General features: G+C 64.8%; 17 protein-coding genes. 6 read left to right on the forward strand and 11 right to left on the reverse strand.

Features of this window, described 5'->3' with window-relative positions; all coding sequences use genetic code 11:
- Window positions 1–88 precede the first annotated feature (88 nt).
- The 3 genes from Q2M23_RS01440 to Q2M23_RS01450 all read right to left on the reverse strand — a co-directional run bounded on the left by Q2M23_RS01440 (window position 89) and on the right by Q2M23_RS01450 (window position 2,791).
- On the reverse strand, window positions 89–1,648 hold the full coding sequence (locus tag Q2M23_RS01440; RefSeq protein ID WP_316393810.1) for a glycine betaine ABC transporter substrate-binding protein: 1,560 nt from the start codon (window positions 1,646–1,648) through the stop codon (window positions 89–91).
- A gap of 39 nt (window positions 1,649–1,687) precedes the next feature.
- Window positions 1,688–2,428 carry an ATP-binding cassette domain-containing protein gene (locus tag Q2M23_RS01445; RefSeq protein ID WP_316393812.1) on the reverse strand — a complete coding sequence of 247 codons (741 nt, stop codon included), beginning with the start codon at window positions 2,426–2,428 and terminating at the stop codon, window positions 1,688–1,690.
- A 147-nt stretch (window positions 2,429–2,575) separates the two neighbouring features.
- Complete coding sequence (locus tag Q2M23_RS01450) at window positions 2,576–2,791, reverse strand: hypothetical protein (RefSeq protein ID WP_016844293.1); 216 nt, start codon at window positions 2,789–2,791, stop codon at window positions 2,576–2,578.
- Between the two features lie 230 nt (window positions 2,792–3,021).
- On the opposite strand from Q2M23_RS01450, the gene Q2M23_RS01455 reads away from it, so the two are divergent.
- From Q2M23_RS01455 to Q2M23_RS01470, 4 genes are all read left to right on the forward strand, one after another.
- Window positions 3,022–3,858 (forward strand): hypothetical protein, encoded by an 837-nt coding sequence (locus tag Q2M23_RS01455; protein WP_026193124.1) that lies wholly within the window; start codon window positions 3,022–3,024, stop codon window positions 3,856–3,858.
- A 151-nt stretch (window positions 3,859–4,009) separates the two neighbouring features.
- A complete protein-coding gene (locus tag Q2M23_RS01460) occupies window positions 4,010–4,681 on the forward strand; it encodes a hypothetical protein (RefSeq protein ID WP_229190056.1) in 672 nt (223 codons plus the stop codon).
- A 39-nt stretch (window positions 4,682–4,720) separates the two neighbouring features.
- A complete protein-coding gene (locus Q2M23_RS01465; protein WP_057015057.1) occupies window positions 4,721–4,993 on the forward strand; it encodes a DUF3551 domain-containing protein in 273 nt (90 codons plus the stop codon).
- 115 nt (window positions 4,994–5,108) lie between these two features.
- Complete coding sequence (locus Q2M23_RS01470) at window positions 5,109–5,381, forward strand: DUF3551 domain-containing protein (protein ID WP_316393820.1); 273 nt, start codon at window positions 5,109–5,111, stop codon at window positions 5,379–5,381.
- Between the two features lie 24 nt (window positions 5,382–5,405).
- Here the strand turns inward: Q2M23_RS01470 and Q2M23_RS01475 are convergent, their stop codons facing one another.
- Genes Q2M23_RS01475 through Q2M23_RS01505 form a run of 7 tightly spaced genes read right to left on the reverse strand, consistent with a single transcriptional unit; the run spans window position 5,406 to window position 11,342 of the window.
- Window positions 5,406–6,605, reverse strand: a complete 1,200-nt coding sequence (locus Q2M23_RS01475; RefSeq protein WP_316393822.1) for an FAD-dependent monooxygenase — start codon at window positions 6,603–6,605, stop codon at window positions 5,406–5,408.
- Between the two features lie 10 nt (window positions 6,606–6,615).
- A complete protein-coding gene (locus tag Q2M23_RS01480) occupies window positions 6,616–7,011 on the reverse strand; it encodes a hypothetical protein (protein ID WP_229190059.1) in 396 nt (131 codons plus the stop codon).
- A gap of 23 nt (window positions 7,012–7,034) precedes the next feature.
- On the reverse strand, window positions 7,035–7,229 hold the full coding sequence (locus Q2M23_RS01485; RefSeq protein WP_028342366.1) for a hypothetical protein: 195 nt from the start codon (window positions 7,227–7,229) through the stop codon (window positions 7,035–7,037).
- Between the two features lie 42 nt (window positions 7,230–7,271).
- A complete protein-coding gene (locus tag Q2M23_RS01490; protein ID WP_156436025.1) occupies window positions 7,272–7,865 on the reverse strand; it encodes a 3-phenylpropionate/cinnamic acid dioxygenase subunit beta in 594 nt (197 codons plus the stop codon).
- 32 nt (window positions 7,866–7,897) lie between these two features.
- Window positions 7,898–8,704 (reverse strand): SDR family NAD(P)-dependent oxidoreductase, encoded by an 807-nt coding sequence (locus Q2M23_RS01495; RefSeq protein WP_076824289.1) that lies wholly within the window; start codon window positions 8,702–8,704, stop codon window positions 7,898–7,900.
- On the reverse strand, window positions 8,701–10,050 hold the full coding sequence (locus tag Q2M23_RS01500; protein ID WP_168857153.1) for an aromatic ring-hydroxylating oxygenase subunit alpha: 1,350 nt from the start codon (window positions 10,048–10,050) through the stop codon (window positions 8,701–8,703). The genes Q2M23_RS01495 and Q2M23_RS01500 overlap by 4 nt, the downstream gene beginning before the upstream one ends.
- 56 nt (window positions 10,051–10,106) lie before the next feature.
- Complete coding sequence (locus Q2M23_RS01505) at window positions 10,107–11,342, reverse strand: ABC transporter substrate-binding protein (protein ID WP_410469681.1); 1,236 nt, start codon at window positions 11,340–11,342, stop codon at window positions 10,107–10,109.
- Between the two features lie 131 nt (window positions 11,343–11,473).
- On the opposite strand from Q2M23_RS01505, the gene Q2M23_RS01510 reads away from it, so the two are divergent.
- The gene (locus Q2M23_RS01510; protein WP_316393829.1) at window positions 11,474–12,271 is read left to right on the forward strand and encodes an IclR family transcriptional regulator; all 798 of its coding nucleotides are present in this window, start codon (window positions 11,474–11,476) and stop codon (window positions 12,269–12,271) included.
- Here the strand turns inward: Q2M23_RS01510 and Q2M23_RS01515 are convergent.
- Window positions 12,247–13,170 carry a 2-dehydropantoate 2-reductase gene (locus Q2M23_RS01515; RefSeq protein WP_316393830.1) on the reverse strand — a complete coding sequence of 308 codons (924 nt, stop codon included), beginning with the start codon at window positions 13,168–13,170 and terminating at the stop codon, window positions 12,247–12,249. The two genes, Q2M23_RS01510 and Q2M23_RS01515, sit on opposite strands and share 25 nt — an antisense overlap.
- On the opposite strand from Q2M23_RS01515, the gene Q2M23_RS01520 reads away from it, so the two are divergent.
- Window positions 13,169–13,336: a hypothetical protein gene (locus Q2M23_RS01520; protein ID WP_168857129.1), complete on the forward strand. Its 168-nt coding sequence runs from the start codon at window positions 13,169–13,171 to the stop codon at window positions 13,334–13,336. The two genes, Q2M23_RS01515 and Q2M23_RS01520, sit on opposite strands and share 2 nt — an antisense overlap.
- The last annotated feature ends 12 nt before the right edge of the window (window positions 13,337–13,348 follow it).

Raw genomic sequence — 13,348 nt, forward strand, 5'->3', positions numbered from 1 at the left:
TGCGAGGAGCGGAGCGACGAAGCAATCAATCTTTCCTCGCATGCGGAGAGGTGGATTGCTGCGCTTCGCTCGCAATGAAGGCGAGAGGCTATTTTCCGCCGACCTTCCCCCACAGCCAGCGCGCCACGGCGTCGGGCGACGATGATGCGTCGTTGCCCGACGCGCGCAAATTCGCCTCGCGCATCCCGGCGATATCGATCTTGCCGAGCAGCGGCCGCAGCGCCGCCTTGAGCGCCTCGTCGTCGCGCCGCTTTGGCGACAGCAGGACGATGGCGTCATAGGGCGGGATGGCGTGCCTGTTGTCCTCGAGCGTGACAAGATCGTATTTCGCGATCAATCCGTCGCTGGTGTAGCCCGCGATCACGTCGACCTCGCCGGAGGCAACAGCCGCATACATGAAATCCGGCTGCATCTGACGCTGGGCGCGGAACGTCAGCCCATAAGCCTTCTGGATGCCGGTCCATTCCGGCCGCGAGAAGAATTCATAGTCTCCGGCGATCGACATCGTCGCCGCGCGTGACGCGAGGTCGGCGATCGAATGGATGCCGAGCTCTTCGGCGCGCTTCCTCGGCATCACCAGCGTATAGGCATTCTCGAAGCCGAGCTCGCCGAACAGCGTGATGTCTTGCTTCGCCAGCGTTGTCTGCAATTCGCCCAACAGCTCGGCGCGGGGCTTGATGTCGGTGTGGTGGAACTGGTTGGCCCACAGCGTTCCGGAATAGTCGACATAGACATCGATATCGCCGGCCGCGAGCGCGTCGAAGATCACGTTGGAGCCGAGGCCGGCGCGGGTCGTGGCCGGAAGGCCCGCCGCCTGTAGCCGCTGCGCGATCAACGCCGACAGCACATATTGCTCGGTAAAAGTCTTGGCGCCGACCACGATGCCCGCATGCGGGCGCGCGATCGCGGGCACCACCGTCGCCGCGATCAAGGCGGCAATACCGAGCCCGCCGAGTGCCGTCCGGATGCGGCTGCGCTTCCGCAGTCCGTTCTCGATCAGCGCCAGCAATTGGTCAACCACAAGCGCGAGCACGGCCGCAGCGAAACAGCCGAACAGCACGAACACCCAGTTCTGGGTCTGCAATCCCGCGAAGATGTAGTTGCCGAGGCTGGTCTGGCCGATCGGCGTCGACAAGGTGGCGGTGCCGATTACCCATACCGCCGCGGTGCGGATCCCGGCCATCATCACCGGCAGCGCCAGCGGCAGCTCGACCATGGTGAGCGATTGCCGCGGCGTCATGCCGACGCCCTGGGCGGCTTCCAGCACCGCCGGATCGACCCCGGACAGGCCGGTGATGGTGTTGCGCAACACCGGCAGCATCGAATAGAGCGCGAGCGCCAGCACGGCGGGCAGGAAGCCGAAGGCGGAGAAGCTGAAGCCGAGCCACGCCGCGGTCAACGCGGCGAGCGCCAGCAGCAGCGGATAGAACAATGCGAGCAGCGCGAGACCGGGCACGGTCTGCACGATGCTGGCAAGCCCGAGCAACGTCGTGCGCAGCACCGGCCGGTTACGAGCGATGATCGCAAGCGGCAGGCTGATCAGGAGCCCGAGCGCCAGCGCGGCGACGCTGACCCGCACATGATTGCCGAGATAGTCGGGCAGATGGGAAAGCGCCTCGCTCCAGCGCGGATCGGCCGATAGAGTCAAGTCGGAGGCCAAGCGGTCTTAGGAAGACAACTATAACACTCAACTCCTTGGCTCACAGAACGACATGGCTACGATCCGACTTCTGGCCGAGAGCTCCGCCGGCGTGCCCTGGGCCAGCAGCATGCCGCCGCGCATCACCGCGACACGATCGGCCAGCAGCAACGCCTCGGTCATGTCGTGGGTGATCATGACCGTGGTCAGGCCGAGCTCGCGGTGCAGCGTTCGATAATCGTCGCCGAGCGCGTCGCGGGTGAGGGGATCAAGCGCGCCGAACGGCTCGTCCATCAGCACGATGCGCGGCTTCGCAGCCAGCGCACGTGCGACGCCTATGCGTTGACGCTGGCCGCCGGAGAGCTCGTGCGGCAAACGCTCGCGATATTGTGAGTTGTCGAGCCGCACAAGGTCGAGCAGTTCATCGACCCGCGCCGAGATCTCCGCCTGCGTCCAGCCGAGCAGATGTGGCGTGATGCCGATGTTGTCGGCGACGGACAGATGCGGAAACAGCCCACCGCTCTGGAAGACATAGCCGATGCGGCGCCGCAGCAGGATCGGGTCGATGCGGCTGACATCCTCACCCTCGACCGCGATCCGGCCGTGGTCGGCTTCGATCAGGCGATTGGCGAGCCTCAGCAGCGTCGTCTTGCCGGAGCCCGAGCCGCCAACAATCGCCAGGAATTCACCCTCGGCCACGTCAAGCGAGACGTCGTCGACCGCCACCACGCGACCACTGTCAAAACTCTTGCCGACATGCGCATAGGCAATCAGCGGCGTTGCGGGCATTCCAGGGCGACCTCATGTCTCACCGTCGTTAACGACAGTGATAGCCCATAAATTGGACTTTGACTCGAGGTACGGGCGCCTGCGCGGTGGTTTCGCAGGCTGTTCCGGTCGAAGCGGATCAGCCCCGTCCGGGGCTGTGAGTACACATCACACTTCGTTCTTGGGTACGTACTTGCCCATGATGCATTTATAGCTCTGCAGGTGCCATTCGTGATACGGCCCCTTGGCGAGCCAATCGGCGATGCCGATCTGCGCATTCACTGCGCAGGCGCCCATGGTGATGCCGGATTGGTCACTCGTGGTGACGACCTTTTCCATGCAGAGTTGAGCATTGCAGAGGATGGCGACGAGCGTAACGAGCATGACGGCCTATATCAGTGGGGTTAACCCGGTCTGACCCGAATCATGCAGGGTTCATGCCACTATCAGCAGCTCTGGCGTCGCAGCCGACAAGACCGGGAAAGTACGGCCGGAGCGAATCGTCACGCCCGTCAGCGCGTAGCCGCACGCCCGTAGATACGCTATAGTCGCTGCCCAACTACGGCGTGAGATCGGGGCGAGCGAGGAACGTTGCGCGGTCGGGGGCTGCATCGATGATGACGTTACCTGAGTTGGCGGCAGGTGCTTTGGAGAAGTTTCTCGCCACGCATGTCAGCCGCACCTTCGGCGCTTCGCAGGCGCGCTTCGGCGAACTCCTGCCGGCCGCCGCGCGCATCGCGCTGGAATGCATCGGCAACAGCGACGCGCTCTACCACAATGTCGAGCACACCATGCTGGTCACGCTCGCCGGGCATGACATCATCCGCGGCCGCGCGCTGCACACCCACGTCACCGCCGAAGATTACACCCACACCATCATCGCCTGCCTGACTCACGACATCGGCTATGTGCGCGGTCTTTTGAAAGGCGATGGACCCGATGGCTACGTCATCGATGCCTCCGGCAACAAGGTGGTGCTGCCGCGTGGCTCGTCGGATGCCGGCCTGATGCCGTATCATGTCGACCGCTCGAAGCTTTATGTGCTCGACAGGCTCGAGGCCGTCCTTCCACTCGATCGCGAGCGCGTCGCGCGCAACATCGAGGGTACGCGGTTTCCGGCGCCCGAAGGCCAGCAATATGACGATGAGGCGTCGATCGTCCGGGCGGCCGATTTCATCGGTCAGCTCGGCGATCCCAACTATATCAGGAAGGCCAACGCGCTCTATCACGAGTTCGAGGAGGTCGGCATCAACCGCCAGCTCGGCTATGAGTCGCCGGCCGATATCGTCGACCGCTATCCGCAATTCTACTGGAACATGGTTGCGCCGCACATTCAGGGCGCCATCAACTGCCTGAACATGACGGCAAGCGGCCGCCAGTGGATCGCGAACCTCTATAGCAACGTGTTCCGCGCCGAGCGCGAGGTGACGCTGTCCGGCCCGCAAATCTGACGCCGCGGCCTTTCAGCACGGATTGTGCTGCGTTCCCCAGCCGTTCGCGTGGTGTCCACATTTAGGCCTGCTTCGTCGTTGCACAGTCCATGGAAATCAGCGACCTTGCGCCATGGACCCCTCCAGCGACCGTGTTTTCGACCCTTTCAGCATGATCTCCCGTTTCGCTCAATTGATTGCGGCTGCCGTTCTCTGCTGGCCGGCGCTGGCCGTTGCCGCCGGTCCGGTCTACGACGTCGATCTGTACGCGTTGATGTCCGGCACTTGCCGCAACGTCACCGTCGCCGGCCGCAGCTACACCTGCAAGGCAGTCGCCTATTTCCACACCCTGCGCGGCCGTTCCGAATTCACCGTGGTGCTCGACGATCCCGCCGACAAGAGCCACATCATCTCGTTCTCCGGCGAGAGCACCGAGCGCACCCAGGACAATCTGTTCGAGCTCGCGGTCGACCGCATGTTGCTGAAGTCGAGCGACCGCCCGCGGGTGGATGGTCTGCCGGTGCCGCTGGTCGAGATGTCGACAGGCTCATGCCGTCAGGTCGGAAGCTTCATCACGCGGCAGGTGTCCACCATCACCTGCGCCGCCACCGACCAGAACGGCAAGAAATACGAGCTGAGTTTCGAGTCGGACGGCTCGCCGATGACGTTGCGGCGGTTGCGGCAATCGACGCTGCCGTCCGAACGGCAGCGGGCGCGCCAGATCGCGCAGCTCGAATGCCGTCTCAAGGCGCGCGCCGCGCAAGTGCTGCCGCGGGACACGACGGCCTTCATGATCCGCTGCCTCGGTGAGGGCGACGGCAAGCCGGCCGACGAGCAACGATAGCCGGGCCCTGCGTTCCGGACGAGGCTTGAGGAGAATTCGATGCGTTTGAAACTCATCATCATCGCCGCCGTCGGCGTTTGCATCGCCGGGCCCGCCCCCGCACAGATGTACGATCCGAACTATCCAGTGTGCCTGGAAGTCTATGGCGGCAGGCTGACGCCCGAGTATATCGATTGCAGCTACACGTCGCTTCCGCAGTGCCAGGCGACGGCCTCGGGACGCTCCGCGACGTGTTCGGTCAATCCGTTCTACAAAGGTCCGAAAAAGCCGCCAAAGCAACGGGGGCAGCGACAACGCCAGTCCGCCAACTAGCGCGCTCAGGCTTGCCGCCTGCCGTCGCTCAAGACTGTATGGCCGTCGTGTCCCCAGTGCGGTTGACTAACTCCGGCAGTTGTGAGGAAACGGTCCGAGCAATAAGGAGAATCCGATGCGCCTGAAACTTTTCGCGATCGCTGCGTTCGCGGTCGCGCTGGCCCGACCTGCCGCCGGACAGGCCTATGATCCGAACTATCCGGTCTGTTTGCATCTCTATAACGGGCCGATGGCCGGAGACCACATCGATTGCAGCTACACCTCGATCCCGCAGTGTCAGGCGACCGCATCGGGTCTCTCTGCGATGTGCATCGTCAATCCCTTCTTCGCTCGTCCGCCACCACCGCCGGATCGTCCGGTGCGCCGCGGACGCCATCCCGTTCAGTGAGGCGGGCCCGCGAAACTCGTCCCGTCAAAATGGCACACGCAAGGCATTGTAGGTGAACAGCCAATCATAGCGCTCGCGCACCCGGTCCGGCTGCCATTCGCGCGAGACATAGGCGTCGGCGCCTTCGGCGTCGGCAAGCGCGGGATTATGGAAGCGCCTGGCATTCTCGGCCGACTTCACCACGATCGCGTTCGTCCGCGTCAGCCGTGCGGTCTGGTAGCGCTGCAGCGCTTCCTCGGGCGGGAAGCCTTCAAGACAGCGCGCCAGCACCATGCCGTCCTCGATCGCCATGTTGGCGCCCTGGGCCAGGAACGGCAGCGTCGGGTGCGCGGCGTCGCCGAGCAGGCAGGCGCGCCCGACGACGAAGCGATCGAGCGGGTCGCGGCCGAGCAGCGCCCATTTGTAGGGAATATCGAGGCTCGCGATAATGGTGTGGATCTGCGGATTCCATCCGGCAAAGGCTCCGCTGCAGGCCTCGCGCGTGCCGCGTTCGGTCCACGATTCGACCGACCAGCTCTCACCCTCGAAGATGCCGACGAAGTTCAACAGCTCGCCGCGGCGAACCGGATAGGTGATGACGTGGCCGCCCGGGCCGATCCAGTTGGTGCCGACGTCCCGTTGCAGGCTCGCCGGTAGCCGTTCCATCGGCACCAGGCCGCGCCAGGCGGCCACGCCCGAGAAGAACGGTTTGGTGTCGCCGCCGATCTGCCGGCGAATTTCGGAGTGCACGCCGTCGGCGCCGACCACGACGTCGCCGCGCCGACGCTCGCCATTGGCAAGGTGTAGCCAGATGCCGTCGTCGTCCTGGTCAAATCCGGTGCAGCGGCTGCCGAGATGCAGGCGCCCTGGCGCCCGAGCCGTGAATGCGTCGACCAGCACGCGGTGAAAGTCGCCGCGATGCACCATCCAGTAGGGCGCGCCATAGATCACGCGCGAGGAGGCGCCGAGGTCGAATAGTTTCCAGGTCCTCCCGGTGCTGAACAGCCTGATCTCCTTGCCCGAGGGCTCGCAGGCGATCGCCTGCATCTCTTGCTCAAGCCCGAGCGCGATCAGGACGCGTGTGCCGTTGGCGCTGAGCTGGACACCGGCGCCGAGCTCGCGCAGCTCGGACGCCTGCTCGAAGATCTCGACCTCGATGCCACGCTGCAGCAGCGACAATCCGGCGACAAGGCCGCCGATCCCGGCGCCGGCAATCAGGACCTTTGGCCTGCGGTGTGTACTCACGCGAACTCCGCTATCTGCGCGTGATCAGGAAGTCGTCGGTGAATTCGCCGCGCGACAGCTTGACCGGGATCTCGCCGACGCTGCCGATCTCGACGATCTCCGAGCCGGACTTGTTATCCTCAGGGGTTAACAGCTCGATGCGCTCGGCGATCCGCTCCGCCTGCCAATCGGTCAGTTTCCAGGCAAAGCGGCCGCCGAGATCGCGCATGCCGAATTCGTCGTCGGCAGGCGCCAGCACCAGCGCGTCGCGCGAGACGGCGCCGGGAATCCGCTCCGCGACGGCAATGGTCTGCGGGTCCTCGGCAAAGCGCCGCAGCAGCATTGCCAGGGCGGCGAGATCGGCAGATTCGCCGAGGAACAGGAACAGCGGATGAAAATCGCTCGGCATGTATTCAAATCGCAGCATGATCGTCGGTCCGTTGACTGGGACTACTCGCTGAGCACCTTGATGACGTCCTGGGCGTGGCACAGCTCCACCGTGCCAACGTCGGCGGGCCGGGCAGGGCACTCCAGATAGCGCACCTGCAGCCACTGGCCATCGTCCATGTTCTCCACCACTTCGGCGACGACGCCGGCCTCCAGTTTCAGCCGCGTCCCCACCTTGATCGCCATCACGTCAATCATCGCTACCCCTGCTACGCTTGGCCCACTCGGAATTGGCCTCGTTCAGAAGAACGTGGTGAGATTCTTGGCCAGCAGGATATTCTGTTCAAGCAATATCTCGCGCCGCGCGATCTTCCAGCCAGTGTCGGTCAGGCGTAGCGCGTCGTTGCGACGGCCGACGAAGATGTAGGTCTCGTACTCGACGCGGTTCTGATAGACGAGGAAGCGGCTGGTGACATCGAGCTCATGGGCTGCATCGATGTCGGGCCGCGCGCCCTTGATCTGCGCATTGCTGACCATATGCGTGATCCGCGACAGCGGCTCCTCAGCATAGTGCACCCCGGTCAGGATCTGCTCGACCCGTTTGGTCAATGTCCATTTGTCCTCGTCGAACCAGCTGATGCCTTCGCCGCGTTTGGTGTTCTCGCGCGCGGCCTGCTGGCCGAACTTCACGTTGCGGCGGATCGGCATGAAATAGCTGATGTCGTCGGTGAGTAGCTCGAGCCAGTCGCGGAAGCGCCGGTCGTCGAGCAGATCGGCCTCGTGGTAGTAGAAATCCTCGACATCGGCCTTCAGCCGGTAGTAGGCCGCCGATCGCTCGATCGCGGCGTTGCCGGCGTGTTGTTGTTGGTCCTGATCCTGAACGGTCGTCGTCATCGCTATCTCCTCATCAGGCATCGCAGGGGTTGTCAGAGCGCCGGCTTGGGCGGGATCGGTCCGCCCTGCTGGGCGAAGCAGCCGACATCGATCACGGTGCCGGACAGCGTTTCGGCTTCCGGCGACAGCAGGAAGGCGACCACATTGGCGATGTCGTCACCGGCGGCGACGCGGCCCGCGGCGGTGCCCGGCGCGCCCTTGCCGAAACGCGCCGCATCGCCGCCGACACGGCCGAGGCTCATGCCGCTGACGATGCCGCCACCACCGGGGATTACGGTGTTGACGCGAATGCGTTGGTGGAAGAAGTCGTAGGCCATCGCTGCGCTCAGCGCGACAACGCCGCCCTTGCTCGCGCTGTAGACCGCCATGTTCGGCTTGCCCCAGCCGGCGCCGGATCCGATGTTGACGATCGAGCCGCCGCCTTGCGCGATCATGTGCGGGATCGCGGCGCGGCTAGTCAGATACGGTCCTTTCAGATTGACGGCGATGATCCGGTCGAACAGCGCCTCGTCGGTGTCGAGCACTGTGCCGAGCGGGCCGATCGCGGCGTTGTTGACGACGCCGTCGATGCGCCCGAACCGCGCCATCGTGTGGGCGACCACCTTGGCGACATCGCCGGCCCGCGATACGTCGGCTTCCATCAGTTCGGCGGAGAGGCCTTCGCGATCAAGCTCGTCGCGCAGGGCCGGAATGGCGTTCTGCGCGGTACTCGAGACCTGCGCCGCCTCGAGACCGAAGGCGACCACCGCGTGGCCGCGCCGCGCGAGGCCGAGCGTGATCGCGCGGCCGATGCCGAAGGTGCCCCCGCTGACGAGGACGGTTTTTGCGGGCGCGCTCATTCTGCGGCCTGCCGGTTGCCGGCGGGTGATCCGAGCAGTTCGTGCCAGTCGCCGCCCTGCATGTAGGTGGTCCAGCGGCGATAGAAGCCGCGCGCGATCTGCTCGGTGACTTGCGTGGAGACATCGCCGCCGAGCGGATGATCGGTGACGTAGGCGCCCATCGACTGCTGATAGTTGAAGGGATAGCGCCGCGCCACCGTGCCGGTGCTCGCCGCGGTCGCATAGAGCCAGTTCTCCATGTCGTCCTGTTCGGTCATGCCGGCGGGGCCGGAGTAGCGCATGTAGTAGCGGCGCAGATATTCCTTGGCTTCGTTCGGCGCGTCCTTGTCGACCAGGAAGAAGCGCCAGCCTTCGGTCGAGGTCGGGCTGTGCGGATGCCACGCGCAAAGTCCGCGCGGCTGGCGGCCGTGATAGGAGGTGTTGGGGAAGATCGTGCCGACGAACGGCAGCAGCCGCGCCCCTTCGCCGAGCCGCCGCTTGCGTTCCTCGAAACAGTGCCGGAAGTATTTTTCGAGGATCGGGTTGTCGAGGAAGGACTCGATGTATTCATTGGCCTCCGGCTGGATCGCGCTGTGCACGCCATGGCCTTCCGGAAAGCTGATCCAGACGTGCTGCGCCTTCTCCAGCTCGTCGTCGCGGCGGCCCTTCTTGCCGGCGGCAGCGCTCGGGCCTATGCCGATCAGGTCAACCGAGCGATGACTCGGGTTGTGATAGGTGTCGCCGAGGAAATTCTCGGCGGCGAATTTCCAATTAGCGGGGAACACCCATTTGTGGACGCCGATCACCTCGGAGCCGCCCTCGCGGCCGTCGCGGCAGTCGAGCGCCTGGTCGAGATGGATCTTGGCATCGCCGAGATAGGTGATGAAGTCGGGCGCGTCCTTGTCCCAGGTCGCCCAGATCGAGCCCTTGTAGTTGCAGAGCTTCGCCACCGAGACCAGCGAGTTGGCGTCGCGGTCGAGCACCCCGTCGTACAGCGTCCGGTGCAGCGGAACGCCCTGCAGCTTGCCGTCGGTGGTGTAGGTCCAGCTATGATAGGGGCAGGTGAACAATGACGTGTTGCCCTGCTCGTAGCGGCACACCTTCATGCCGCGGTGCCGGCACGAATTGAGAAAGACGTGGATATCGCCCTTCTTGTCGCGGCAGAGGATGACGGATTCCTCGCCCATCCGCGAGGTGTAGAAGTCGCCGGGATTGGGCACCAGGCTTTCGTGGCCGACCAGCAGCCAGGCGCGGGTGAAGACCTTGTCGAGCTCCTGCCGATAGATATCGGCATCCACGAAGATCTCGCGGCTGATGAAGCCACCCTTGACGTCAACAAGCTGATCGAAATCGTTGCGAAGCGGCATCGGCTCCTCCTTGATCTTGCATGCGCGACCGCGCGTCGCGGCGATAATGGTGCGTCCTACTTGTCGAGCTTGCAGCCGCCCGTTCCCTCGGGGCGGAAGGCCTTGTCGCCGGGGATGGCCGCGATCTTCTGGTAGTAGTCCCAGGGATATTTGCTCTCATCCGGCTTCTTCACGCGGTAGAGCGAGAGGTCGTAGACGACGCGGCCGTCTTTGCGGATGTGCGCGGGGCGGCCGAAGAAATCGACCGGCAGCTTGCGCATCTCGCCGTTAACCACCTTCGCCTCGTCGCTGCCGGCGGCCTCGATCGCCTTCAGATAGTGGCGCACGGCGGCGTAGGTCGCGGCCTGCAATTTGGTCGGTTCACGCTTCTCGATCTCGATGAAGCGCTTGGCGAAGGCGCGGGTGCCGTCGTCATCATCCCAGTAGTATTGGGACGCGATGTACATGCCCTGCGCGTCGCGCAGGCCGATCGAATGGACGTCGGAGATGAAGGTCAGCATGCCGACGATGGTCTGCCCGCCCTGTTGCAGGCCGAATTCGTGGGTCTGCTTCACCGCGTTGACGGTGTCGGCGCCGGTGCCGGCCAGCGCCACCACCTTGGCGCCGGAGCTCTGCGCGGCCAGCAAAAAGGATGAGAAGTCGGTGGTGTTGAAGGGATAGCGCACCGCGCCGAGCACCTTGCCGCCCGTATCGGTCACCGCGCGCGAGGCGTCCTTCACCATCGCGGTGCCGAACGAGTAATCGACCGCGACGAAGAACCATTCCTTGCCGACGCGGCGGCTCAGCTCGCCGACCAGGCCGGCCGACAGTGCGTAGGTGTCGTCGGCCCAATGCGTGACGACGGGCGAGCATTTGTCGCCGGTCAAATCGGACGTCGCGGCGCCCGAGACCAGCGCGGTGCGGTTGCTCTGCGTTGCAAGGCCGGCGACGGCGAGTCCGACCGAGCTCACGGCGAGATCGGTCACCGCGTCGACATGCTCGACGTCGAACCATTGCCGCGCGATTCCGACCGCGACGTCCGGCTTGTTCTGGTGATCCGCCGAGATGATCTCGATCGGCTTGCCCAGCACCTTGTTGTGAAAATCCTCAGCGGCAAGCTTGGCGGCGGTCACCGAGCCCGGCCCGCCGAGATCGCGGCCGCTGCCGTAGTCACCCAGCACCGCAATCCGCACTACGCCGTCCGAGATGCCTGAGCCGTCGGGTGCGGCGTACGCCAGCGGCGCTGTGAGCATCAGCGTGGCGATCGCGGCGGCGGCCCATCTGCGCGAGGTGTTTGTCTCCAGCAATTCCAATCCTCCCGTCGATTTTTCGCATGTCCATCTAGTGGACATTATTCTCATAATTTGCGATACTATCCGCGCGGGCCGCTTGGTCAAGCGCGCTGGATGCAGCGCGCCCCTGCCGATTTTGCGGATGTGGACGGATGGCAAAGAAACCGAAGGCGGAGGTTCTGGACGCGGAGCAGGGGGCGTCAGGCGTGCGGGCCGTCGACCGCGCCATCGCGATCCTGCAATGCTTCACGCCGGATCAGCCGGCGATGAGCGTGATCGAGATCCAGAAGCGGGTCGGGCTGAGCCGGCCGACGCTCTATCGCCTGCTGCAGACGCTGGCGCAGCGCGACCTGATCCAGGCCGGAGGCGACCCGCAGCGTTTCCGGTTGTCGCACGGCGTGATGAAGCTGGCCCATGTCTGGCTGAAGGGTCTCGAGGTGGTCGCGATCGCGCGCCCGGTCGTCGAAGGCCTGCGCGAGGCGACCGGCGAGACCGCAGCGTTGTTCCGCGAGCAGGACGATCGCGGCATCTGCATCCTCGAATGCGAGAGCCGTCACGTGCTCTCGATCAGCCGCGGCGTCGGCCACAGTCTGAGCCTGATCCAGGGATCGACCGGCAAGGCGATGCTGGCCTTCATGGACCCGAAGCGGCAAGCCGCGCTTCTTGCCAGCATTGCAAAGAGCGCGGACCGTGCGCGGCTCGAGGACGCGCTGACCTTTGCGCGGCGCAACGGCTATGCGACCAGCCATGGCGAGATCTTCGCCGGCGCGGTTGCCGTCTCCGCGCCTTGTTTCGATCACCGCGGCGAGGTGGTCGGTTCGGTCGGCCTCTACGGACCGAGCGCGCGCATCGACGAGCGGAAGCTATTGGAATATTCAAAGCTGGTGCGCGAGGCCGGCCGGCAGATTTCGGTTCTGCTGGGCTATCAGGACGGCGCGCCCATCGCATAGGGCTTCAACACCGCATAGAGCATGTCGTGCGTCGGCGTCGGGACGCCGAGCTTGCGGCCGAACTCGACCACCTTGCCGTTCAGCCACGGCAGTTCGAGCCGGCTGCCACGCTCGAGATCGAGCGCCATCGAGGCCTTCATCGCCGGCGGCGCGTGTCCGATGAAGTCGAGCACTTTCGTCAGCGCATCCGGCGGCAGCCTGATGCCGTTGGCGTGCGCGATGGCGATGATCTCCTCGCAGGCCGATACGAAGAGCGGGCGCAAATCGGGATCGTCGCGCAGCTTGCCGATCGGCAGCCTGGTGACCGCGGTCATGCCGGCATTGGTGGCGAGGCCGACGAACTTCATCCAGAGCTCGGTGTTGATCTGCTCGCTCAAGGTCGCGTCGAAGCCGGCCTTCAGGCAGAGATCGAGCAGCGCCTTGCCGCGCGGCGTGATGCGGCCGTCGAGCTCACCGAAGATCATGCGCATGAAGGTGCCGACCTGGTTGATGACGCCAGGCTTGATGATCGAGGCCGAGATCTGTGCCACGCCGCCCATCACCGCGTTGCGTCCCAGAATCGGGACCAGCCTGTCGGGCGCGTCGATGCCGTTCTGCAGCGGGATCACCGCGGTGTCGGGGCCGACCATCGGCCTGATGTGTTGGCCGGCGCTCTCGACGTCCCACAGCTTGACGCAGAACAGCACGATATCGACCGGGCCGACGCTTGCCGGATCGTCGGTCGCCTGGGTCGGGACCAGATGGGTTTCGCCGCGGCCACCCTGAACCTTCAGCCCCTCGCTGCGCATGGCGGCCAAATGAGCGCCGCGCGCGATAAAGGTGACGTCGGCGCCGGCATGCGCGAGCGCCGCACCAAAGCCGCCCCCGACGCCTCCGGCGCCCACCACTGCGATCCGCATGATTGTCTCCTTGTTCGTCGCTTTGGGCTGCAGCCTCGACGATGTCGGCGCAATGCGCAACCCGGTTGCGCAATTGCGCAACCCCGGCCTGTCTGAAAATCGCGTGACCACAGCCTTGTTTGCTACGCCATCTTCCTGCGTTGAACTTGCCTGCCCGAACCGCTAAGCCATCTCGGAA

Origin of the sequence: Bradyrhizobium sp. 33ap4 (assembly GCF_032654765.1) — a bacterium.
Lineage (GTDB): Bacteria > Pseudomonadota > Alphaproteobacteria > Rhizobiales > Xanthobacteraceae > Bradyrhizobium > Bradyrhizobium australafricanum.

Bases quoted from the DNA above. Each gene is read 5' to 3' on its own strand.
- Q2M23_RS01465 (WP_057015057.1), top strand. From the start codon at position 4,721: ATGCGTTTGAAACTCATCATCATCGCCGCCGTCGGCGTTTGCATCGCC.
- Q2M23_RS01490 (WP_156436025.1), bottom strand. From the start codon at position 7,865: ATGACGACGACCGTTCAGGATCAGGACCAACAACAACACGCCGGCAAC.
- Q2M23_RS01470 (WP_316393820.1), top strand. From the start codon at position 5,109: ATGCGCCTGAAACTTTTCGCGATCGCTGCGTTCGCGGTCGCGCTGGCC.
- Q2M23_RS01520 (WP_168857129.1), top strand. From the start codon at position 13,169: ATGATTGTCTCCTTGTTCGTCGCTTTGGGCTGCAGCCTCGACGATGTC.
- Q2M23_RS01510 (WP_316393829.1), top strand. From the start codon at position 11,474: ATGGCAAAGAAACCGAAGGCGGAGGTTCTGGACGCGGAGCAGGGGGCG.
- Q2M23_RS01455 (WP_026193124.1), top strand. From the start codon at position 3,022: ATGATGACGTTACCTGAGTTGGCGGCAGGTGCTTTGGAGAAGTTTCTC.
- Q2M23_RS01460 (WP_229190056.1), top strand. From the start codon at position 4,010: ATGATCTCCCGTTTCGCTCAATTGATTGCGGCTGCCGTTCTCTGCTGG.
- Q2M23_RS01445 (WP_316393812.1), bottom strand. From the start codon at position 2,428: ATGCCCGCAACGCCGCTGATTGCCTATGCGCATGTCGGCAAGAGTTTT.
- Q2M23_RS01485 (WP_028342366.1), bottom strand. From the start codon at position 7,229: ATGATTGACGTGATGGCGATCAAGGTGGGGACGCGGCTGAAACTGGAG.
- Q2M23_RS01495 (WP_076824289.1), bottom strand. From the start codon at position 8,704: ATGAGCGCGCCCGCAAAAACCGTCCTCGTCAGCGGGGGCACCTTCGGC.
- Q2M23_RS01480 (WP_229190059.1), bottom strand. From the start codon at position 7,011: ATGCTGCGATTTGAATACATGCCGAGCGATTTTCATCCGCTGTTCCTG.
- Q2M23_RS01450 (WP_016844293.1), bottom strand. From the start codon at position 2,791: ATGCTCGTTACGCTCGTCGCCATCCTCTGCAATGCTCAACTCTGCATG.
- Q2M23_RS01515 (WP_316393830.1), bottom strand. From the start codon at position 13,170: ATGCGGATCGCAGTGGTGGGCGCCGGAGGCGTCGGGGGCGGCTTTGGT.
- Q2M23_RS01500 (WP_168857153.1), bottom strand. From the start codon at position 10,050: ATGCCGCTTCGCAACGATTTCGATCAGCTTGTTGACGTCAAGGGTGGC.